Annotated in this window: 23 protein-coding genes; 2 read left to right on the forward strand and 21 right to left on the reverse strand. The window is 41.8% G+C overall.

Going from position 1 to position 23275, the window contains the following annotated elements:
• Positions 1–9: 9 nt before the first annotated feature.
• Complete coding sequence (locus M3610_RS17975) at positions 10–774, reverse strand: hypothetical protein (protein ID WP_251461145.1); 765 nt, start codon at positions 772–774, stop codon at positions 10–12.
• A 147-nt stretch (positions 775–921) separates the two neighbouring features.
• Here M3610_RS17975 and M3610_RS17980 point away from each other — a divergent pair, with 147 nt between their 5' ends.
• Positions 922–1455 (forward strand): NUDIX hydrolase, encoded by a 534-nt coding sequence (locus M3610_RS17980; protein ID WP_251461147.1) that lies wholly within the window; start codon positions 922–924, stop codon positions 1453–1455.
• A 53-nt stretch (positions 1456–1508) separates the two neighbouring features.
• Here the strand turns inward: M3610_RS17980 and M3610_RS17985 are convergent, their stop codons facing one another.
• Positions 1509–1934, reverse strand: a complete 426-nt coding sequence (locus M3610_RS17985) for an OsmC family protein (RefSeq protein ID WP_251461149.1) — start codon at positions 1932–1934, stop codon at positions 1509–1511.
• Positions 1935–2629: 695 nt separating this feature from the next.
• Between M3610_RS17985 and M3610_RS17990 the strand changes: the two genes are divergently transcribed.
• Positions 2630–3142, forward strand: coding sequence for a DoxX family protein (locus M3610_RS17990; RefSeq protein WP_251461151.1), 513 nt, complete (start codon positions 2630–2632; stop codon positions 3140–3142).
• 316 nt (positions 3143–3458) lie between these two features.
• Here M3610_RS17990 and rbsK read toward each other — a convergent pair whose 3' ends face one another.
• The 19 genes from rbsK to M3610_RS18085 all read right to left on the reverse strand — a co-directional run bounded on the left by rbsK (position 3459) and on the right by M3610_RS18085 (position 23220).
• Complete coding sequence (gene rbsK / locus M3610_RS17995) at positions 3459–4391, reverse strand: ribokinase (RefSeq protein WP_251461153.1); 933 nt, start codon at positions 4389–4391, stop codon at positions 3459–3461.
• A 337-nt stretch (positions 4392–4728) separates the two neighbouring features.
• Entirely contained in the window at positions 4729–5694 is a 966-nt protein-coding gene (locus M3610_RS18000; RefSeq protein ID WP_251461155.1) for a VOC family protein, read from the reverse strand.
• A gap of 29 nt (positions 5695–5723) precedes the next feature.
• The gene (locus tag M3610_RS18005; protein ID WP_251461157.1) at positions 5724–6512 is read right to left on the reverse strand and encodes an SDR family NAD(P)-dependent oxidoreductase; all 789 of its coding nucleotides are present in this window, start codon (positions 6510–6512) and stop codon (positions 5724–5726) included.
• A gap of 23 nt (positions 6513–6535) precedes the next feature.
• Positions 6536–7045: an aromatic-ring-hydroxylating dioxygenase subunit beta gene (locus M3610_RS18010; protein ID WP_251461159.1), complete on the reverse strand. Its 510-nt coding sequence runs from the start codon at positions 7043–7045 to the stop codon at positions 6536–6538.
• 48 nt (positions 7046–7093) lie between these two features.
• A complete protein-coding gene (locus tag M3610_RS18015; protein WP_251461161.1) occupies positions 7094–8398 on the reverse strand; it encodes an aromatic ring-hydroxylating oxygenase subunit alpha in 1305 nt (434 codons plus the stop codon).
• Positions 8399–8494: 96 nt separating this feature from the next.
• Positions 8495–9280, reverse strand: a complete 786-nt coding sequence (nadX, locus tag M3610_RS18020; protein WP_251461163.1) for an aspartate dehydrogenase — start codon at positions 9278–9280, stop codon at positions 8495–8497.
• A 12-nt stretch (positions 9281–9292) separates the two neighbouring features.
• Complete coding sequence (locus tag M3610_RS18025) at positions 9293–10738, reverse strand: aldehyde dehydrogenase family protein (RefSeq protein WP_251461165.1); 1446 nt, start codon at positions 10736–10738, stop codon at positions 9293–9295.
• Positions 10739–10750: 12 nt separating this feature from the next.
• Complete coding sequence (locus M3610_RS18030; RefSeq protein ID WP_251461167.1) at positions 10751–12439, reverse strand: thiamine pyrophosphate-binding protein; 1689 nt, start codon at positions 12437–12439, stop codon at positions 10751–10753.
• Positions 12439–12633 carry a hypothetical protein gene (locus M3610_RS18035; RefSeq protein ID WP_251461169.1) on the reverse strand — a complete coding sequence of 65 codons (195 nt, stop codon included), beginning with the start codon at positions 12631–12633 and terminating at the stop codon, positions 12439–12441. Before M3610_RS18035 ends, M3610_RS18030 begins: the two co-directional genes overlap by 1 nt.
• Positions 12634–12637: 4 nt before the next feature.
• The gene (locus M3610_RS18040) at positions 12638–13432 is read right to left on the reverse strand and encodes an SDR family oxidoreductase (RefSeq protein WP_251461171.1); all 795 of its coding nucleotides are present in this window, start codon (positions 13430–13432) and stop codon (positions 12638–12640) included.
• Between the two features lie 16 nt (positions 13433–13448).
• On the reverse strand, positions 13449–14363 hold the full coding sequence (locus M3610_RS18045; RefSeq protein WP_251461173.1) for a VOC family protein: 915 nt from the start codon (positions 14361–14363) through the stop codon (positions 13449–13451).
• 118 nt (positions 14364–14481) lie between these two features.
• Complete coding sequence (locus M3610_RS18050; protein ID WP_251461174.1) at positions 14482–15018, reverse strand: cupin domain-containing protein; 537 nt, start codon at positions 15016–15018, stop codon at positions 14482–14484.
• 152 nt (positions 15019–15170) lie between these two features.
• Positions 15171–16448 carry an MFS transporter gene (locus M3610_RS18055; RefSeq protein ID WP_251461176.1) on the reverse strand — a complete coding sequence of 426 codons (1278 nt, stop codon included), beginning with the start codon at positions 16446–16448 and terminating at the stop codon, positions 15171–15173.
• A gap of 278 nt (positions 16449–16726) precedes the next feature.
• On the reverse strand, positions 16727–17518 hold the full coding sequence (locus tag M3610_RS18060) for an IclR family transcriptional regulator (RefSeq protein ID WP_251461178.1): 792 nt from the start codon (positions 17516–17518) through the stop codon (positions 16727–16729).
• Positions 17519–17593: 75 nt separating this feature from the next.
• The gene (locus M3610_RS18065) at positions 17594–18397 is read right to left on the reverse strand and encodes an alpha/beta fold hydrolase (RefSeq protein WP_251461180.1); all 804 of its coding nucleotides are present in this window, start codon (positions 18395–18397) and stop codon (positions 17594–17596) included.
• A gap of 495 nt (positions 18398–18892) precedes the next feature.
• Positions 18893–19969, reverse strand: coding sequence for a copper resistance D family protein (locus M3610_RS18070; protein WP_098574019.1), 1077 nt, complete (start codon positions 19967–19969; stop codon positions 18893–18895).
• Positions 19970–19971: 2 nt separating this feature from the next.
• On the reverse strand, positions 19972–20517 hold the full coding sequence (locus M3610_RS18075) for a copper resistance CopC family protein (RefSeq protein WP_251461182.1): 546 nt from the start codon (positions 20515–20517) through the stop codon (positions 19972–19974).
• 208 nt (positions 20518–20725) lie between these two features.
• Positions 20726–22861 carry a heavy metal translocating P-type ATPase gene (locus M3610_RS18080; protein ID WP_251461184.1) on the reverse strand — a complete coding sequence of 712 codons (2136 nt, stop codon included), beginning with the start codon at positions 22859–22861 and terminating at the stop codon, positions 20726–20728.
• Positions 22858–23220 (reverse strand): ArsR/SmtB family transcription factor, encoded by a 363-nt coding sequence (locus M3610_RS18085; RefSeq protein WP_251461186.1) that lies wholly within the window; start codon positions 23218–23220, stop codon positions 22858–22860. Before M3610_RS18085 ends, M3610_RS18080 begins: the two co-directional genes overlap by 4 nt.
• Positions 23221–23275: the final 55 nt, after the last annotated feature.

Below are 23275 nucleotides of genomic sequence, written 5' to 3' on the forward strand. Positions count from 1 at the left end.
ACTCACTTTCTATAGAGGAAAAATAAAGTCTTTACTTTGATATCTTTGCCGTAGAAATTTTGACATTTCTTTTTCACACAATTTGTTGTGCTCAATGGCAGAAGCATAAGAATCATAAATAATGAAAAAGTAAATCGAAGGAAAATACAAAGCCCATTGCATATCTAATATTTCTTTAGCATGAGCAAAATTTCCAGTCATCGAGGCATGGATGGCATGTGGAATATGCCCCAAATACGTGATCGCCACGGTATAAACAAAAATAAAGAACCCCGTAATAACATGATGGAGATATAGATGACCAAGACCAGGAAATAAAGCGGACCAGATCAACGCATTGATAGGTTTTCGTTTATCTAAAAAGTTCGTGTCCCATGTTCCCATTTTTATGTTTAAGATTGGCGCGTCCTCGCGGTCGGCCAAGACATACTGCTTATTGAGATCAATGGTTGTCCGATAGCTATCCCAAATACCAAACATGTAAATCGCCAGATACAGAATTAACCACCGATTATCCAGAACATCTTTTGCCTTTTCAAATTCACCTATTAACGTATATAAAATGCCAAGGTTCACTTTCGCTTGTTCGTTTATGAAAGTCTCCCAAAGAATAAGAATATAGCCAGCCATGTAGCGATGCAGCATGATATGACCAAACCCGGGATAGGAGAAGGAAAAGAAAGCGGTAATCCAAGGATTCTTTAAATGTAATTGTCCCGTTGTAAATTGGGAAAGATATGATCGCTGCCTTCGAAACGGAGGTATTTGATTCACTTGTTGTCCTTTCCCCCTTCAAAAAACATATGTCTCAGCTAGTGTTTACAAATAATGTCATAAATATCCATACCCAGCTGGAATTAGCCAATTTCCAAAAAGAGTGTACAATAGGTTTATGTTCATGAAAGGTTGGGATGAAGGAAGATGGTTTGGAAGATTAATAGTTCAAGAAAAGAACAAGTGGATCGTTTTGGGGTAGTGATTGAAAAGGTCATTGTCCCAAACGGGGAGGAAAGGAATTTTTCCTATTTAGATTTTGCAAAGGGCGTCTGTATCCTTCCTATCACGGCGGATAAAGAAATCATTTGTCTAAAACAATATCGCCATGCGATTAAAAGCTGGGAATGGGAATTGCCCGCTGGAATGATTGACAACGCAAACGATGCTCCCATCGAAACGGCGAAAAGAGAATTGGAAGAAGAGACTGGTAATACAGCTGACTATTGGCTCGATTTAGGCAGTTTTTATCCGTCACCTGGCTCTACCAGCGAGGAAATTTATTTATTCGCAGCTACCGGCCTTCACGCTGTCGAGCAACGACTGGAAAGCAGCGAACAAATCGAATTACATAAATTGACGATGCACGAAGTGAAGTCTTTAATTGAAAAAGGCGAATTCAAGCATGGCGCTGGACTTGCTGCGGTATTAAGATATATGTTGATTACGGATAATCGGTAATTAATGATCATCAATAAGAAGTAACAACCCATTGCCGTTACTTCTTATTGATGTTATATCGCTTTTTCCCCTTTAACCCCATTGATCGAATAGCTGACGGTGATCTCTGCTTTCAAGGAATGGGAGACGGAGCAGTATTTGTCTTTCGACAATTGTATCGCCCGGACCACTTTATCTTCAGGCAGCTCTCCGTCTAACGCATAATGAATATTAATCGTCGTAAAGCGCTTCGGATGCTCCTCGGCACGTTCTCCTTTTACATCCATTTGAAATGCGGATGGCTCAAGACGCATTTTGTTCAAGATCGAGATAATATCAATCCCCGTACAGCCGGCAACCGCCTCTAGCAGCAGCTCCGTCGGTCTTGGACCGGAATTCTCCCCGCCCACTTCTGGTGCCGCATCCATAATAAATTCATGCCCGGTGGGGGTGACCCCCGAAAATGCCATTTTCCCTTTCCAGTTTATTGATAAATCCATACACATCCCCCTTTCATTAATTTATTTTTACCCATGAATCACTTCCTTATTTTACATTTTTTCATGGTGAACGATTAGTAGTTTTGATTTGTTATTTTACGAATACATTCAAGTCATATCACTAGTAATCTAGTTCAGTTCCAACTATTATTTGTTTTTTTACTAGATGTTTGAAAGAAAGGAATTGAATAAAAGATTCTTAGATTTGCTTCTTTATGACAAAATGAGCAGGTGCAATGATAATTATCAACTTTAACAACATGAGGAACTTCCAGTCCTTTGAGTGCTTCCCTTACATGTTTTTTACAAACAAACACGATGATACCTACTTTCAGCAAATTTCCTTAATGCCATTCAGGATAATTTAAAGGAGATCATTAACTCCAATAACTTCATATAGACTTTACACTTTGTACTTTACTCATTATCAATCGCAGACCTTATTGATAATCATTATCAATACCTAATATAAATAATAATTGAAAATGATTATCAACGTCAATAATAAAGAGCGAATTTTCAGCTATTTTTAAAAAATATGCTCTTCCTCACTCAACGCTGCTTACATATCCTTTTCTTAGTAATAGGGATATTTATCTATCCTAACGAAAAAACTTAGTACTTTTCACTTGTTGACGAAGATATTCGTTTAAACGATAATGATAATCGTTATCAATTATTCAAGGGAGGTTATTATGTTTATTCAATTTTTAAAGGAAAACCGTTATGTGTCACCGCTACTTACAATTCTTCGTCTCTATCTTGGCTGGCAGTGGGTAACTGCTGGGTGGGGAAAAATCTCTAGTGGGAAATTTGATGCCAGCGGCTTTATGATTGGAGCCATTAAAAACATGTCTGGAGAACACCCTGCTGTTCAACCTTGGTGGGGGAATTTTTTAAGTGAGGTAGCATTACCATATGTGGATCTTTTTAATATATTAGTTCCTTGGGGCGAATTTTTAGTAGGTCTCGGATTAATTTTGGGTATTTTCACGTCATTTTCTATAATAATGGGTCTTACGATGAACTTTGCTTATATGTTATCTGGAACAACCAGTACAAATCCTCAAATGGTTTTACTAGGATTGTTTATTTTAATCGCTGGAATAAATGCTGGGAGAATTGGATTGGATCGCTGGTCCATGCCATTGTTAAGAAAAAGATTAATTAAAAAAGCAGACAAAGAACAATTTCCCCAGGGTGCTTAAGGTTTTATGAAGGTAATCTAGGAGAATCCAAAAGCAAAAAGGGGCCTGACAATGGAAACATTTTTTTCCCGCCTTTTTTATTTGGCTACATTAAACTAGTCTGTTGATTTCCGTTCGTTCCAGGCGGCTTCGCTTTCAGCGCCTGCGGAGTTTCTCCTGTCCCGTACTCCCGCAGGAGTCTTCGCCGCCTGAAACGAAGGTCAACAGTGTGCAAAAATCACCATTATCCTTTAACACAGCCTTCCAAAAAGAAAAGGAACTAGTTTTATAGTTCCTTTTCCTAAACTGGCTACTCCCATGAAAAATACTCTGCCTTTTACTGATCGATGCCTTCCTTATTCACTTCTAAAAAATCGGTAATTTCTTTCTTCACGGGAATCGAGTGTTGCGCTCCCTTCCGTGTAACAGTGATTGCTGATGCAGCTGTAGCGAACAATAGGGCGTCCTTTGTATCCTGTCCAGATGCTTTAGCGGATGCAAAAGAACCGATAAACGTGTCCCCGGCTGCTGTTGTATCAATTACGTTCACTTTAAATCCATTTGTAATAATCCTGCCTTCTTCCCTAGAATAATAGTGCGAACCTAGCTCACCAAGCGTTAAAATGACTGACTTTACTCCTTTTTCAATCAGCCAATTAATCGCCCGCTCTTGTTCCTTCTCTGTGTCAATACGTATACCAGTGACCACTTCCATTTCGGTTTCATTTAAAATAAGAAAATCAATGAACGGAAAAACATCGATAGGAATCTCCAATGCTGGGGCTGGATTAAAATACGTTTGGACATTATGCCTTGCAGCTTCTTTTAGAACAAATAGGGTGGTTGCTAACGGTACCTCATTTTGTAATAAAAGAATATCCACCTCTTCTAATAACTGCAGCCTCTTTTCTACATCTATTATCGAGAGTTTTCCATTAGAGCCTTCCGATAAGATAATCGTATTTTCTCCAGACTCGTCAACGGTGATAAAGGCCATTCCTGATGTTCCGTCTTTTTTGATAATTTCACTTGTATCGACATTTGATTTCTCTAACGAAGCGACAAGCTCCAAACTAAACGGATCCTTCCCAACGGCACCCAGCATCGTCACTTGACCACCTGCTAATGCAGCAGCCACCGCCTGATTGGCCCCTTTTCCTCCTGGTGAGTAATCAGTCCCCTGCCCTTTAATGGTTTCACCTGGAAGCGGGTGCTTTGCAACCCGATTAACAATATCCATATTTATACTTCCAACGACGAGAATATTCATTGTTATCCGCCCCATTGCTGATTCATTTGGTTACTACTATAAAAACGGTAGTATATTATTTTTTCATTCTATCATTATCTATAAAGCTAAAAACTTCTTAAACTTCGACAAAAATCGGGCGGGAATGAAAGGAGTTTATCTGTTGTGTGAAAGGATCGCGCTAATTTGTGACCGTTCCCTTTGAAAAACGAGGCTGACGGTAATGATTAGTAGTTATTCGTGACCATTTCCATGGAAAAAAGCCCTAGACGGGAACGATTAGCAGTTATTTGTGACCATTTCCATGAAAAAAAGCCCTTATCGGTCACGATTAGGGCTTTTCTTGCAGTTGTTGAAATTAAAATCTCTCAAGTAATTCTATGATTACTTTATATGTAGATGTCGTGTCCATGTAGGCATATCTACCTTTCCCATTCCAGAAATTACCTCTCTGAATGACGGGATGGCCCATGTCCTCTAGTAATCTCATCTTTTCCTCCATGTCATCGACCACGAAGGAAATATGGTGAACTCCTTCGCCATATGTTTCAAGGTGCTTTTTCCACGTGCTTGGTGAATCACCCGGCTCGATTAATTCTAGTTGAAGTAATGGGGTATTGATAAACATGTATTTGGAGTCAGCCTCCGTTGGCTTTCCTTCAAAAGTAACCTGTGTAAGCTCACTTGGGCCAGATTGAATCACGGGTGGCTTTTCGACACCTAGTAACTTGCAATATGCATCAGCTGCAGCGTCCAAATCTCTCACAACAATGGCTAGCTGCTCAACTTTATTGGTTCCTAACAAGGGAGTGAATACATCTGCAGCAGGTGCCGTATCTCTCGGCTCAGCACTTTCTAGTAGTTCCATGAGTGTCTTATGACTATTTAACGTATCCACATATACATATCTTCCATCACTAGATGTAAATTCCCCGCTTTGCAGCAACGGAAATCCGTTCTCTTCAAAAACAGGCAGCTTCTCTTTAATAGAGTCCACATCAAAAGCGATATGATGGATTCCTTCCCCCGCCGTATCCAAAAATTCACGCATCGTGCCAGGTTCGGTGTCAGGTTCAATCAATTCGATTTGTACGGTTGGTGTGTTTAAGAATACGAGTTTACTTCGGGAATCGGTTGGCTGACCGCGAAAGACCACTTTAGAAACATCACGGTCGCCTGTTAGAAACCACTTCGGTGTCGGGATCCCCAGAAGTTTCGCAAATGCTTCGGAAGCCTGCTCAATATCTCGAACGACGAATGCAATTTGATTAATGACGTTATTTCCAGCTAACGGCTTTAATTCTGTCAATGATTTTTCGGTCATTTATATTCCCCCAGTTTTTCATGCTAATATCAACCTAGTCCGCGCACGGCCAAGCCTCCATCACTTGAAATCACTTCACCTGTAATTGCGCGGGCCTGATCAGAAGCGAGCAGGAGATAGGCTCCGACATGATCTTCCGATTGCATCGCAATTTGGAGTGGATTCCGTTTCTTTATACTCTTCTCTTTTGTCTCATTATCGACGATTTTTACAAAGGGCTGCAGCGGCGGAATGACATGAAGCGCGGTTAACGTTCCTCCAGGCGCAACCGCATTGACTCGAATGTCAGGTGCTAATTCAAACGCAAGTTGTCGCATTAACCCAATTTGGGCATGCTTGCTCGCCGTATACCAAACACCGCCCCCATCTGGATAGAAACCGGCGCCAGAAACGGTGAAAATCATGTTCCCGGCTGTTTTCTTCAGCTCCGCAGTGGCTGCTTTTGCCCCATGGAAATATCCCTTTACATTGATCGTAAATAGGAGGTCATAGGCCGCAGACATTGCTTCAGGAGTGACATTTTCAAATTTGGCGAATCCATCGAATACACCGGCATTCGCCACAAACACATCTAATTTTCCATAGGTTTCAACTGCTGTTTGTACGGCTCGCACATGGTCTTCATAGACAGTCACGTCACCTTCAATGCATTGAACCTGTTCTCCAAATTGCTGTTTGAGCTCATTTAGTCCGACTAGTGACCGATCAAGAATGGTGACAGCCGCGCCTTCCTTCACAAATGCCTCAGTGACAGCTTTTCCAATCCCGGAGGCACCTCCGGTCAAATAGACTGATTTTCCTGTGAGTTGAGCCATCATGGTGCTCCTTTCTACTTTAGCTACTATACAAAAATAGCCAGATTCCTAGTATTTAATGTCGTTTGATCCACAATGAATACCCGCTTAGAAAGCTTCCATTCCCCCTCCACATAGGTAAATTCATCTTGCCGTTCGCCAGAGATTAGATCGTGATGGATATCGGTACTGCGGCTGCGGTAGATGGTTAAATAACTGTGGACGACTGCCTTTTCATTCGGAACGTACTCGATGAGACGCACGTTATTGACAGACCTCCGTGTCCGCGACGGCGGTATCTCAGCCCAAGCGTAATCGGTTTTTAAACGGTCAACGCGAATTTTCAATAATTCAATATCATCATCAAACGCAAACATATCTAAGGAATAATCGGGACGCTCAATCCCTTCCTTATTGACCCGAACCGGCATTTGATAGGAGATAGCTGGATGCAGCATGTTAAACCAGCCATCAAAATCAATATCATCAAGGAACTTTGCCTCTTCATACAGCCATTGTTCAAATTCATAAGTTGCCAGCATTTTCTCTAAACTCATACATGACTCCTCCCATCATTCACACGTATTTCAAAAGGCTCTCATCCATCAGGTAGTCATTAGATCGAGCCAGTACCGATAAAAATTCCGTTGATTGGCCTCCGTGAATTTATCATCAAAAACCACACCAGGTCCTACAAAATCTCCGATAGGTTGACGATGCAACCCCATCGTATAGTTAAAGGTCAATTGTTTCACTAACGGCATTGTCCCAGTGGCAGCTGCGGTAATATCCGTAAATACCTCTGTATCATCCTGTTCAAAGATACCAGACGGACTGAAGGTTAATATAAACGACTCACGAGAACGCTTTTTCCAATCAAGTGATGCATTTTTCTCGACTAAAAACCAAGTAATGACCTCCATTTTGTCGACACCCACCGGCCTCCAGAGACGAACTGAAGTATTCGAGATCAACTGGCCCTTTACCTTTGTATGAGAAATTAAGAAGGAGAGATTCGGAAAAATATTACCAATCATATTTTTTAAATTGGACAAGACGTCAAATTGTTCTTCGGTTAAATTGGATTTATATTCATCTTTCAGCTCTTCAGGGAAAGCAAAATCCGGATTCGGTGTCCCAAGATTTAAGCCATGTCCATGACTTGTATGGATTTGATACCCTTTTTTGGAATAGGTAGCACTTGGAACCATTCCCAATTTAACAATCGACCCATGCGTCACCATCGTATGGTAGGAATCACCGACAAAATTGTCGGCACCAATTTTCCAGTTCGATTGAATAATAAACCGTTGCGGCGGCCCGACCACTTCCATTTCGGCACGTCCCACTAAAATATCAAGATACCATTTAAAATCTCCTAGAAAATCTTCCAATGATTCTGCCTCGTCATTCCATGTACCAAAGATCAGGCCTTTATAGGTTTCGATTCTGACTTTATGAAGCCCTAAACCCGATTTATCAAAGCCTTCACCGTAAATATCCTTTTGTAGCGGTACGCCGACACAATCGCCATTGTTTTTAAAATTAAAGCCATGATATGGACATGTAAAGGAAGATTTATTTCCAGCATCCGCCCGGCAAAGCTTCATGCCGCGATGGGTACACATATTATAGAGGCCGCGAATTTCACCATCCGCACCGCGTGTAAGAATGACAGAATAACCCGCTACATCTCTCGTAATGAAATCATTTTTATTGGGGATTTCCGATTCATGACCAATAAACAACCAGGTTTTTAAAAATACCTTCTTATGTTCAATGTCATAAATCTTTGGGTCGCCTAAAAGCGAGGCAGGAATGGAGCCCTCTTCTGGTCGAACGGATTCGATTAAGTATTCAATGGCTTCTTTTTGTGACATTTCTTCAAGATTGATGTTCGTTTTAATCATAGGCCTATCCCCCTAATTTTTCTCATATTTACAGGAGAATGAGATCAACTCTTCGGGTTCCCCCTGTTTTTTTACTATTATAAAATTATTTTATCATTATCCCACTTTAACAACCGCATCTTTATTTTTCAAAACAGACAACACACTCAGCGCAGCCAAGTAACTTGTCTTCGGATTATTCGGCATTGGATCATTTTCCACTTGTAGTGATAGTTTTCCGAAAGATCCTGTTGCCTCAATGGAATGACTATTTTTCCTCACGGTTGGATCAGAGATAATTTTCACACCAGTTTGTTCTGGACCCAGCCCCGCCAAAGACAAAATAATCGATACATTAATATTCTTCGGGAATAATTCAATTGCTTCATTTGCCGAGCCTTCGAACATCACTTGTTCTCGGTCAGCAGGTGCTCCAGGCAATGCTTGCGGCGGTTTCCTTGTAATAATCGAAACCGATTCTAGTTCGCCTATCGATTTAGCTGCTTTCAAGACATCCAAGCCTCCGATGGCCCCTGCAGGTAAATGGATTCTCGTGCCGCTTGCTTGACAGATTCCTTCAAGTTCCCTATAAAAATCCACATCGGCCAGGGCACCCACACTGCTTAACACTAAATCTTTTCCCTTTGCCAGAATAGAAGCCGCATGGTCTTTCACCACTTCAATGGTCGCAGCTTCAATCACTACGTCAATCGCAGGATCTTCGATTAACAGTTGAACATCCTGAAAATTTGCTGTATCAAACTCAGCAGCAAGCTGCTCTGCCGTTTGATTGTTCCTTGTATAGAGGCCGACAATTTTACCATCCGGAAGAAGTCCTTCGATATTGATGCGTTGAAGAAGGAACTTGCCAATATTTCCTCCCCCAATTAACCCTATTCTCATCCCGACTCCCCCTTAGTTAGCCAAACCATATGAATCTGCGAAATATTCGAGCCCGCAATGCCTTGTTTCACGAGAAAGACCGCTTTCCTTTAATCCAGGAAAATCAAGATGAAGGTCTTGGAAAACCGTATGATTATTATGAAAAACAGCCCCTGCCTCCAACCGGTCCGCTAACTTCACGGCCAATGCTTCATCCTCTGTCCAAACAGACGCCCTTAAACCAAATTCACTGTCATTAGCTAGTCGTACGACCTCATCCACATCTGAGAACGGTAAAATCGGAATCACCGGACCAAATTGTTCCGCACGCACAATTTCACTGGATTGCGCTACTCCAGTAATAATCGTTGGTGCAATAAAATAACCTTGTTCCCACGATTCTGGGTCGAGCTGAATTCCGCCTGTTATCACATTTGCGCCTGCATCAGCAGCCTGTTTGATCAAGCCGTTTACATAGTCATATTGGGATTTGTTATTTAATGGACCCATTTCGACATCCGGTTGAATCCCATTTCCTACCCGAATGCGGCTGAATTCCTTCGTTAATTTTTCAACGACCTCTTCATAACGTGATTCGTGCACATAGATCCTTTTAATGGCGGAGCACACTTGCCCTGCCGCACGGAGAACACCAAACCGAAGACGCTTCACCGCTTCATCATCTAAATTCGCATCAGCAAGAAGAATCGCTGCATCATTCCCGCCCAGTTCCATGTACAATTTTTTGACGGTCCCGGCAGCAGCGCGCATAATTTCTTTGCCCGTTTCGGTACTGCCAACGAATGCAATCGTGCGCACCCGCGGGTCGGAACAAAGTGCATCCCCAATCACACCGCCTGAACCTGTCACGATATTAATGACCCCAGCAGGAAAATAGGAAGCGACCACTTTTAAAAACGTCATAATCGTTAAAGGGCAACTCGTTGCCGGCTTCACCACGACGGTATTTCCTGCCAGCACCGCAGGAATAACTCGCTTAAAGGTAAGAATCAGCGGGGAGTTCCACGGAGAGATAATTGCCGCTACCCCGCGTGGACGCTTGCGGATCTGCACCTTTTGACCCCCTGGCAGGCTTTCCGGCTGCCACCATTCAAGAAGTTCGTCTGCTCCTTGCTTCATGATATCGACACAACGCAGCAAATCTTTCTTCGCTTCAACAAGTACCTTGCCATTCTCGCGAACTAGTAAACTAACATTCTCTTCCACGATGGCCTTAATCTCTTCCGCTGCAAGCCTCATCTGGTTGGCCCGGTCTTCAATCTCACTTTGCGACCAGCTTTCATAGGCTTTCGCTGCGGTTCCCACTGCTTCTTCTACATCCGCTTTTGAACATAGTGCCACTTCGCCGACCACTTCACTCGTCTGTGCTGGATTGATGACTTTTACTGTTTTTTCAGCTTGGATCCACTGACCGCCAATTAAGTATTTTCCTGAAACATATGGATGTGTTGAAATCACGTTTATTCCTCCCTACAACTTTTTCGGTTTAAAAGCATCGGCTGCCCCAGGAGGACCTCCAAATGGTTTTGCCATCGGTCCGACCGCTTCCATATCGACCACAATCATGTTAGGCTTTTTACTTGCGACGGCCTTTTCCAGTTCTGTGACAAATTCTGCAGCTGAACCAATTCGCGCGGCGTCAAATCCCATTGATTGCGCTAATAACACAAAGTCAGGACTCATTAAATCAACCGCTACCTGACGGCCATATGCCGCATCTTGAATATTTCGAAGCACTCCGTAGCCAGCATCATCAAATAGAACAACAATCAACGGCAGTTTCTCTTGGGCAGCTGTGGCCATTTCACCGACATTAACCATAAAGCCGCCATCTCCTGCCATTAATACAACAGACTGATCCTTATTGGCCATTTGTGCACCAATGGCTGTTGGCAGCCCTTGACCAATTCCCCCGCCTGATGCGTGAATCGATGTTCTTGGCTCATAGATTTCAAATAACCGGCTTCCCCATACATTTGCCTGAACGGTTACATCCCGGACTAAAATGGTGTTTTTAGGCAATACTTTTCGCATGCCATCGAGGATTTGCTCATAAGGACCAAGTGTCGCTCGTAACTGAGTCCGCAATTCTTCGCGAACGGACTGCACTTCATCAAGATAAGAAGGATCCGGAGCCACTGACGTTTGAGCTAATGCTTGATTTAAACCTTGTAAAATTTGTTTGGCATCGCCGACAAGTCCATAGCTAGTTTCATAGTTTCGATTCATCGCCTGGAAGTCAGCATCAATTGCGATATGTTCTTTTGGAGCAGGAACTTTCCAGTTCGCTGTTTCATTCCCTCTAAATCTCACACCAATACTGATCAACAAATCAGCATCTTTCAAGAGGTTTTTCGTTAATTCATTCGCAGCAAAGTGGCCGATACATTGTGGATGATCTTCAGATATACTTCCTTTACCCGATTGGCTGGTGATCACGGCTGCCCCAATCTTTTCGGCAAGCGCTGTCACCTCTTTCGATGCACCAGAAGTAATCACCCCTCCTCCTGCCCAAATGACCGGACGGCGAGCATGACTAATTTTGCTTACTACCTCTTCAGGTAAGGTTGGGATGGTTTGATTGGTTGGAGCAATTACGCTGATTTCCTCAATCGAATGATTAGGAATAATCGCCGATTGAAAATCAATGGGGATTTCAAGTGTTACAGGTCCTGCTGGATAAGCCAATGCCTCTTGGATCGCTTGTCTAACGACGGCACCTGCTTGCTCAGGTTTTCGTAACCGAACGGCCTTTTTACAAGCGCCTTCCATCATCGATAACTGGTCTTTACATTCGTGTATATAGCCTCTGCCCGTTCCTAAGTAAGGGGAGGCCACCTCGCCGGTCAGATGAAGAACCGGTACGCCTGCGGCCCATGCTTCAATTAGCGAACCGGCTGCATTTCCGGCCCCTGTTCCCGTACTCGTAATCACGACGCCCAATTTCCCTGTTGCTCTTGCATAGCCATCCGCCATATTGGCTGCTCCACTTTCCCCGCGGGAACAAACTAAATGAATACTTCCTTCGCGGAGAATTGCATCATAAATCGGCATATTGTGGATACTCACAATTCCAAACGCTACCTCTACACCAGCACGAATAAGTTCTTGGACCACTGCGTCAGCTGTTGTAAATTCTAATTGCTTATCTTCACTCATTATTCATTCCTGCCTTTATCTATGATTTTAGCTATGTTAATAGATTGTTGATTTCCACTCCAGGCGCTTCGCTTTCCGCAGGCGTGACGGGGAGCCTCCTCGTCGCTGCGCTCCTGCGGGGTCTCCCCTGCCCCGTACTCCTGCAGGAGTCTCGCGCCTTCCGTTCCAATCAACAATGAGTTATCCATTTGCATCTAATTAAAGCGCTTTCCCGAGCGCTCCTGCTGTTTCAATGGTTGAACCTGATACATAGCTTGCTTTACTTGAGGATAAAAATAAAATCACGCTAGCTACTTCTTCTGCTTCTCCTACTCTGCCTAGAGGGATATTTCGCTTTTTGGCTAAGTCTGCATAATAATCTTCGGCTTTTATATCCGGAGCATTTTTCAATCTGCGCCGTTCCCATTGATCGGTTCGTATTAAGCCTAAGCTGACAGAGTTGACTAAAATATTATCGGAAGCAAGTTCTTGCGATAATGTCTTGCTTAGATTTAATAAGCCAGCTCTCGTTGCCGCCGTGGCAATCATATGTCTTTCCGGTTCTTTTGCTAAGGTTGCGTTAATATTAACAATGCGGCCGCCGCCCCGTTGAACCAAATAAGGATGAACTGCCTTCACCGCATAAATAATCGCAAAGTATTTCAACTGGATTTGCTGCTGCCATTGTTCATCGGTAACATCAAAGAAATGTCCCATCACGCTTTGTCCGGCTGCATTGACAAGAATATCAATTCCGCCAAAATAGTCTGCTGCACCGCTGATAAATTCGTTGACTTCCTCTTTATTGGTGACGTCACAGGTTGCGGCAAAAATGGAGGCTGCTGTTCCAAACTTTGTGAGGTGATCATAAGCTTGGTCTTTGCGCTCACTATTTCTGCCGCAAACCGCGACGCTGGCCCCTTCCTGAAGAAACATTTCTGCTGTTTTTAAGCCAACACCAGAGGTTCCGCCCATAACGACCGCTACCTTACCCTTTAATCCTAAATCCATCATGACACCCCTTTTTTAGCTATACCAATGTTTTTACATCGACCCATCCAGGATCCGGTACTCCACCCATCGCCGCTCTTGTTTCCGGTTTTGGCGGTCCGGCAATGCCCCATTGGTCCATTAGATGTGGGACCCGCTTCCAGACACGCGCTCTCCATTCAGACTCATCTTCAATTGTTTCTAAGTAACAGGTATACTCCATGACAAACTTCCCGGGATCTTGGAAATAACAAAATACATTGTTACCAGGACCATGGCGGCCTGGGCCCCAAATCTCTTGATAGCCTGCTTTTCTTACATTACTGATTCCTCTCATGACCTCGTCTACGGTATCCACTTCATAGGCGATATGGTTCACAGAGGCGTGAGCATCTTGATTAAAAGCAATCGAGTGGTGTTTTCGGTTACAGCGCAAGAAGGACATTTGGTGCTCACTCCAGTCCGTCACCTTAAACCCTAAGACGTTCGTATAAAAATCCGTAATCATATCCAGGTCTTTCGTGTTCATTACGACGTGGTTCAGTTTGACCGGATCGACGTTTTTCTTGTTCCAAATCGACGTATGAATTTCAACCCAAGCGGATAATTCAATGCAGCGATTTTCTGGATCGACAAAGCGCAAGCCATATCCTTTTCCTTCTTCGTCTAAATATCCTGGCGGGGAAACTATCTTGACACCCTTTGAAGCAAGGATTTCCGCTGCACGGTCGACAGCATTTTTATCGACCATTCCAAACGCGATATGGTGCAGTCCTCTTTTCTCACCTGCATGCAAGCTTAATATATGGTTTTCAGGGCCAGCGCCGCGAAAATAAACCGAATGTTCATCTTGCGCCACTTTATCTAGGCCCCATATCTTTTCATAAAAATCAGCTTGTTCCTGGAGAACAGGGGTAATTAAGCTGATATGCCGTAAATGAGTAATCCCTAACACATTCGCCACCTCCAATTTTTAAAAACAGGGATGATCCCGTTAAAAAGTAAGCGGACCATCCCTGTCAACAAAGTAATCAGGGAGTACGTTTCCCTTAAACATCTGCCTAATTGTCAAATTACTTTCCGTTAATAATTGCTTCTCTTTCTTTTGCCCGCTGAATACGAAGTTCTTCTAACGGACTGTCTTTTGGATAGGTCGGTAAATTCGGCTTTACTGCGCCTAACATGACAAGCATTAATGCCTCTTCCGCCGTATCGTTGCGAAGGCCGCGGTAGACGCCTGGCGGAGAGCTAATGCAATCCCTTTCATTTAAGACAATTTCATGGACTTCACTTTCGCCCTCTTCTTGAATAAGAGCAGTTACACTTCCTTTGATCACAAAGAAAACTTCTTCGACATCATCATGTAAATGAAGCGGGCCCATGCACCCTGCTGGTAAAACCATTGTGCTTAAGGTAAAGTGTTCAGCTGCAATCACATTCGAATCATTATTCGCTGTGGCACCGCGGCCAATATATCTCATTTGTGCTCGGCGATAAGCTGGATCAATTTCTTCCTGGAACTTCAACACATTCCAATCAAGCTTTCGATCTTGTAACCTCGCCACATATTTTTTCTCAAATGCTTCTACCGAAAATTTTTCCTCAGACATTAATAACACTCCTTTTGTTTTGTATATAAAACATTGTTTTCTTTATAAACCAATAATAAATCCCAATACTCTAATTGTCAATTAAAAATATTGAGAAAATTTAATATTTAAAACTATGTTTTATATACGTAACATTAATTTCGATAAACATATTAAATCGTCACCCGGTTGGGAGGTATACTCTCAATCTTGAGTTCAGAGGCTTCTCTTTTCAATGTAAACAGATACGCAACGAATCCGAGCGCCGCTGCGATAATCAACATCACAATGGACGGTCCAAAGTCCCCGCCAGCGATATCAACCATAAAGCCCATAATATAGCTGGAAAACCCGCCTAGAATGTTCGTGAAACCCATTAATCCTGCTGCACGGCCGGCTGTTTCAGGTGTCGAGAATTTAACCATAAATAGGTTACTTAAATGGAATACTCCTCCTTGCGTTCCCATCGCTAAGCCCATGCAAACCCCTGCCATCACTGGCTGCGGAGAAAGAATCGCTGCCGTTAAAAAGGTCGCTGTCAAAAGAAATAGAATCGTCGCAAGCAAGCTAGGACGCTTTGTTTTATCGGCCAAATACCCGCAAAGGAGAACGAATCCCAAGGCAAAGAGCCAAGATAACGAGGTGATTCCAGTCATCGCCTCTCTTGAGAATCCTTTCGCGCCAACTAAATAAGTAGGAAGCCAAATACTAATTCCAAAAAATAAGAACGATGATACTAACATGCCGAACCAAACAATCCAATAACGGTAGTCCTGAGCAAAGTTCTGTTTTTTCGTTGGTGCATTGGAATCTGACTGACGAATATACGCTAATTCCTGTGGATCTAAACGTGGATGTTCTTCAGGTGTATCACGTGTAAGGAAGATAAACATAGGAAGAACAATGAAAATATTAAACGCTGCTAAAACAAAAAAGGCGGCTTGCCAATGAAAAGTAGCAATCACAAGTGTTAAGATAATGGCTCCACACGCCGGTCCTAAATAGTTTCCTGACAGCCAGGAAGATTGCGCCCGACCCAGTTCACGCTGGTGGAACCAATTGGAGATAAATTTCCCACAAATTGGGATCATCATTCCTTCACCAATACCAAGAATGACACGGCTCAAGATAAACATCTCATAGGAAGTAGATAACCCGCCAATCACCATTGTAATCGCCCATACAATGAGACCGATGATCCCTGTCTTCCTTGCCCCAAGCTTGTCTATGATAAATCCCCAGAAGATGTTGGATATGGCATAAGAAATCGTAAAGATAAAAGTAATCAATCCAATTTTTGCGTTCTTATCGTCACCAGTTAATCCTAGATCCGTTAAGAAACCTTGATCGGTTTGAATAATCGAAATCCCTAATTTATCAATTTGTCCAAAAAACCAAAAAAAGAAAATAGGCATGGCAATATAAATCCAACGTTTATTCGTTTTCAGCAAGAAAAGTGCCCCCTTTTAGTTTTGAATTCCAATGAATACGCTTCCACAGGATCTTATTATACAATAGTTCGATGTCCCAACCCGACTTTTATCCCTCCTTTAATATTTTCCAGCAGCAATGAAAACGTTTCATATGCAAAACAAGGTTTGCTACTATGTTTATTTTAAAGTTTTAAGAAAATTGTGTCAACAGTAATAATGCAATTTGTTTTATTAAATAAAATACGTTTTGTATGTAAAACATACAACAAAAAAGCTTGCGATTGTTCGCAAGCTTTCTAGTTCACTTTTGTATGGCAGCCCATAAAACCAGATAGAATTCTGGAAGTTTCCAGCACTTTAGGTACAGCAATTTTCTCAATAAATTCTTGGTTGAACGTAGCCTCAGTTGCAACCAAATTAATCGCGGCCATTACTTTGCCTGTCCGCTCAAAGACAGGTGCTGCCACAGACTGAATTCCATGGTGGAATTCTCCCTTTGTAATCGCATACCCTTTTTCACGGATTGATGCTAAATCCTGTCCAAAATCCATAAAATCGGTTTGTGTTCGCTCCGTATAAGGTTTTAAATTCGAACCAAATAATATTTGGTTCAGTTTTTCTTGTGACTGGTACGCCAGCTGGACCTTTCCATTGGCGACCGCATGGGCGGGCAGTCTTAACCCAATATTCACATTAACCGCGGACACCCCGCGGACAGGTGCACTGCCAACATACACGACTTCTTGTCCATCCAAAATGGATAAATGACAAGATGCCCCTGTTTCATCCCGTAATTTTTCCAAATAAGGCTGCGCAATTTCCGGGAGTTTTAATGTACTTAAGTAGGCAAAACCTAATTCAAGCACTTTTGGAGTTAAACTGTAGCGTTTCGTGTGTTCATCCTGGTCGAGATAGCCAAGTGTTTGGAGTGTATACAATAATCGGAACGGAACGGTTCGGCTCACATCCAGTTCTTTTGCGATTTCTACTAAGGATAATGTCGGACGCTCTTCACTAAATAACTTTAAAATCTCCAATCCCCTTACTAGCGAATTGGCATTATATCTGTCCTTTTCTTCTTTTGCCATCAGCAATTCACCAACTCATTGTTAATTTACTTATACTACTATTTTATCAAAATTTACGCAAAGAAAGATATTCCCTTATTGATTTATCGGTAAAGAGGTTAGAAAGTCTCGGACGATTTCGTTAAAACGAGCAGGGTCTTCTTGATAACACAAATGTCCGGTTCCAGGGATCGTCACAAAAGTGGACTCCTTAATTCCCTCATGAAATATCTGCGATTCACTAACAGGTGTCACCCGATCTAATTCTCCGCAAATAACCAGCGTAGGAACATGGATCGATGGAAGAATATCCATTTGATTTAGGGAAGAAAGCGAATAGGCGACAGAGCGGAAGCCCATCGGTCTGATTTGCGAATAGATTCTTTCTGCCTCTTTCAGTATTTCAGGATCCGGCTGCGGTGATAAAAGTTCCTGTACACGTAGCTTGGCAAGTTCTTTTGGATCTAGAATATCAATATTATGGAGACGGTTGTTTAATCTTCGTTCATTCTCTTCTTTACTCAGGGCTGCTGCCCCTCTGGTTGCATCTGAAATAATCAACGCATCCACCATTTCAGGAAAGCGGTAACAAAAGTCAAGCGCAATCGCCGAACCCATAGAATGTCCTAGGAGCGTGACGGATGGATAGTTTAATTTTTCAATAAATCCTTTTAACACATCCGCAAACTGACTAAATTCTTTCAATTCTACTACAGGATCTGAACTTTTCCCGTATCCAGGCGCATCCCAGGCAATCACCGTGAACTGCTTAGCTAAGCCCTGTAATTGTTTTTTCCAGGACTGCGAGTTGTTACCCATTCCATGTAAGATGATTAATGGAGGTCCCTCTCCCCCAATTTCATAATGAATCTGTAGATCTTCTACTTGTAAAAATGGCATGCTTTCCCCTCCAAACGAAGTTTGTTTTATAAGTAAAACATTGTTTTATAATTATATATTAAAACAACTAAAAAATAAGTCAACTGAATTTTCTTGAAATTAAGGTTAGGATCTGTTAGAACTGACTGGTGATTTCAATGTATATGGAAAATAAACGGAAAATTTCCGGCTAAATTGGGAAATACCTATATTTCCTTAAGAATAAGGGAAGTTTTTCCGGTTATATTATCCAAATCTTTGGATTTTGTCTTATAAAGAGAAGTTAACCGGAATATCTCCGCTTATATCTGCTTCTTAAGCCCCCTCTTTATACAATAGCCGGAAATTCTCCGCCTATGATTTCTCATACCTACACGAAATCGTACGGAGACTGCGAAAATGGTTTGCTACATCGTAATTCGTAAAATGATGAAATAGCAATTAATAACAAAAATAGCAAGGGTATAAACCCTCGCTATTTCTAACGTATGTGTTGTTAGTGTTTACTAACTGTACTTATATGGCAATAGACAGAATTAAACCAAAATACAATGCTGCGATAAAACCGACACCAAAGACGACTCCTAGAATAGGCTTTACCCTTTTAAAACTAATGATAATCAGGAACAAAAATAGGATAGAAACAATGATTAGTAGTCCCGTTTGAAGGGATGGTACTAAATTCAACTGTAAGGTGGAAAGAATATTCTTTCCCAATAACCATTCTACCCACTTTGATGCTCCTTCCGACTTCACCGTAAATTCAACCTCATGTGGCGGCGACAGCGTTCCCATCACCGCTGTAAAATAGAAAACGAACAATAAAATAATACTTTCTGCTTTTACCCACGGTTTCGGATTAAAGGCAGGGAGTTTTACTGTTTTCCTTGAAAGCACACCATTTATTAAGGCAAAAACCAATACGGGAACGATACTTATATGCTTTAATAGAAGCATTTGTCCATACGGCAAAACCCAAGTTCGAACATAATCTCTAGGTTCAACTACAAATAGCATTAGATAAATCCCGCTAAAAAGTATGATGAGGATACAGAAAATGGCAAAAGGCGTAAACCACCGTAAAAATTTAGACCAATTTGACCACTCTGTCGAGAACCAAGCAACTTGAATAAGGATCCCTGTCCATAATGTAATGATTAGAAAATGAGTGCTATGTGACAGCAATCCTGGCCAAAATGACAGTGAAGCAGAATGACTGGAATATCCAACAGCTACTATCATCAGGAACAGCAAAATGGATTGCACATATTTGGAGCCCTTTAGCAAAATGGCTAGATATAAGAAGGTCGCCATAAACCCAATAAAAATCCATGCTTTTCCTACTTGGAAGTCCAACAACACAGATTTAATGGCTAAAGGAAGACCCACTCCACCTTGAAAATAGGAAACCGTCTGAACAACAGGTCCTAATGAGAAAATAATAATTCCAAGTGTGGAAAGCAGTAAAACAGGTATTGGAATATTGATTTTTGGTTTATTGGATTCAGGTACAAACCGCAAAGCCACATGTCCAACAAGAATCGAATACAACAAATAATTACCGAATTCTGCGATAGGAATTAACAGTCCCATTACTAACGCTTCCTTCTAAATAAAAGGAATACTCCAATGATTAAAATGAGGACGACCACACTAATAATAATATTCTTCATATTGGATGTAGAATCTACCGAATCATTTTTTGTTTTTTCCTGGTTAGAATTCTCTTTTTTAGGTTCTTCTTTTTTTGGAGTAACGGGCTGTTTTGTTTCCGCCTTCGGTTCTTCCTTCACTACTTTTTGCACCGTAAAGGGGATTTCACCAGATATAGGGTGACCATCTTCACCAGCAATACTCCACTGAATGGAATAGGTACCATTTTCTAAGGGTGTTGATAATGAACCGATTAGTTGATTGTCGTTTGGAGTAACACTTACTAATGGTATTTTCTTACCATCTTTTACTAATGTCATGGTGCTTAATGATTCAATCTTTCCTTCATAGGTAAGCACGATTTCCTTAAGGTCCTCTTTAACAACTTGTCCCGAAGTTGGATTGGATGTGGTTAATTCCGTATGGGCGCTTGCAATCGAAGGAAGCGTGACCAACATAACAATTAGTACGAAAAGTAATTTTTTCATTTTGTATATCCTTTCTTGGCAGTCGATATTTTTCTATACAATCTTTTCAACATAACTTTTTCATCTTGAATCAAAATGCTTTGTTTTTCAACTACTTTATTCACATTTTAACTATCGAATCCAATCGGTACCGGGTAATTTAATAATGAGTCATTATTCACGATTGGCCCTTCCCATTAAAAGGCTCCCCAATATGGGGAGCCCCGTTTTATTTGTCCTTTACCCGGAGAAGCCGCAAACCATTAAGTGTCACGATAAGTGTCGCTCCCATATCGGCAAATATTGCAATCCATAGGGTTAACCAGCCGGGGATCACTAATAATAGGGCGAAGAGTTTAATTCCTAATGAAAAAGTAATATTTTGTTTGATGATAAATAAGGCTTTTCTGCTTAGTTTTAACGTAAATGGCAGTTTACCTAAATCATCTGCCATTAATGCAATATCGGCTGTTTCAAGAGCTGTATCCGTTCCAGCTCCACCCATAGCAATACCGACAGTCGATGCTGCAAGAGCTGGGGCATCATTCACACCATCCCCAACCATGGCCACACGGTCGTATTTATTTCTTAATTGTATAATAAAGGCAAGTTTATCTTGAGGTAAAAGGTCAGCCTGAATATCAGAAACGCCCACCTGTTGGCCAATTGCAATGGCCGTTCCTTTATTATCACCCGTTAACATGATCGTTTTTTGAATACCTAATGAGTGAAGTTTCTGGATAACTGTTCGGCTGTTTCCTCTTACTTCATCGGCAACTGCCAACAGGGCTAATAGTTGTGATTCAGTCCCAGCCGCCATAACTGTTTTTCCTTTATTTTGGAGTTTAGATATCGTCTCCCTAAGCTTCGCTGGTATTCCATTGCTTAATAGTTCATCGAATAAATGAGGGCTTCCCACATAATATATTTGATCCTTAACTCTACCCATAATGCCTTTCCCTGTAATAGAAGAAAAGTCTTCAATCGCCAGGTCTTGATAAGGTAATTGTTCTTGTTCAGCCTTTTTCAAGATTGCTGAAGCTAAAGGATGTTGTGAACCATTTTCTAATGCAGCGATAATGGATAGAAGTTCCTTTGGATTTGTATTCTCTTGTGGAAGATAATCCGTTACAACTGGAATTCCTTCTGTTAAGGTTCCTGTCTTATCAAAGGCAATGGCTTTAATCGCGCCCATTTCCTCTAAGTGAATTCCTCCCTTAATCAAGACCCCATTTCTGGCCGCATTCCCAATAGCGGTTACAATCGAAACCGGTGTGGAAATAACGAGTGCGCAAGGACAACCTACCACTAATACGGCCAGCCCCTGGTAGATCCATTTGCTCCAATCCCCATCAAAGAATAAAGGCGGCAGTACGGCTACTAATAGCGAAATCAATATGATGACAGGAGTATAATATTTCGCAAACCGATCAACAAATGCTTGTGACGGGGCCTTTTCCGCTTGTGCCTCCTCCACCAAATGAATGATTTTTGCAATCGTAGTATCGTCCACATGTTTGGTAACTTTGACCTCAAGAAGTCCCTCTTCATTAAGAGTTCCAGCAAATACTTCATCATCCACAGTTTTGGAAACTGGAACAGATTCCCCAGTAATCGCTGCCTGATTCACAGACGATAATCCTTTTACCACCCTTCCATCCATCGCGATTTTCTGTCCAGGCTTTACGATTAAGATATCTCCAATTCGAATATCGTCCACGTCTACTGTAAACTCTTTATCGCCCCTGCGAATGAAGGCCTCTTTCGGAGCTATATCCATTAAGGAACGAATGGATTGTCTTGCTTTATCCATCGAGTAAGACTCTAGAACCTCACTGATGGCGAACAGGATGACAACCGTTGCACCTTCTCCCCACTCACCGATAATCGCCGCCCCAATTACGGCGATGGTCATGAGAGTTCTCATATCAAAATCCAGGCGAAAAATATTTTTTATTCCTGTGGTGAAAAGGCGATAACCACCTACTAGGATGGCAGCCCCATAGGGCAGGATCGAAGATATACTTTCTTCCCCATTGATTTGTGATGAAATCCATCCAATAAGCAAGAATACAAATGAGGCGAAAACCGTTGAATATTGTTTCAGGAACGGTTCTTTTTTCACATCAAATCGTTCTTTCTCAGGGATGACTTTTATCTTCTCAAACGCCCCTGCTTTTTCTAATTCTTCTATGGTCGTTTCACCATAAACGGTGAGTTTAGAAGCTCCAAAATTTATACTTGCATTAGCAACACCATCCAGGTGCTGTACGTTCTTTTCGAACTTTGCCGCACAGCCTGCTCAGGTGAATCCTTGCACACGGTACACGGTTTTTTCATTGGATTTTTCCAAAGCGGCACTCATGATTTCACCTCCTTTTGATGCTCAAATGCAATTTGAATCAATTGTTTTACATGATCATCATCCAAAGAATAGAAAACTAATTTTCCCTCTTTTCGATATTTCGCTAATCCTAAATTACGAAGAAGCCGTAAATGATGGGAGGCAGTAGCGGTGGTACTACCTACGATATTGGCTACATCACATACACATAATTCCTCTTCTTCGCTTAAAGCCAAGGCAATTTTAATCCTAGTATCATCGGACAAAGCTTTAAATATTTGTGAAACGGCCATTGTATTTTGTTGGGATACCGATTCTTTTACCCTTTTTACCTTTTCTCCATCCACGCAGGTTACTTCACATACATCATCGTGCTTCAAAAGTTCCATACCCCCATATTCAAACGCCTATTTGATTATCAGTATATGTAATTAC

Source organism: Neobacillus sp. MER 74 (assembly GCF_023714155.1).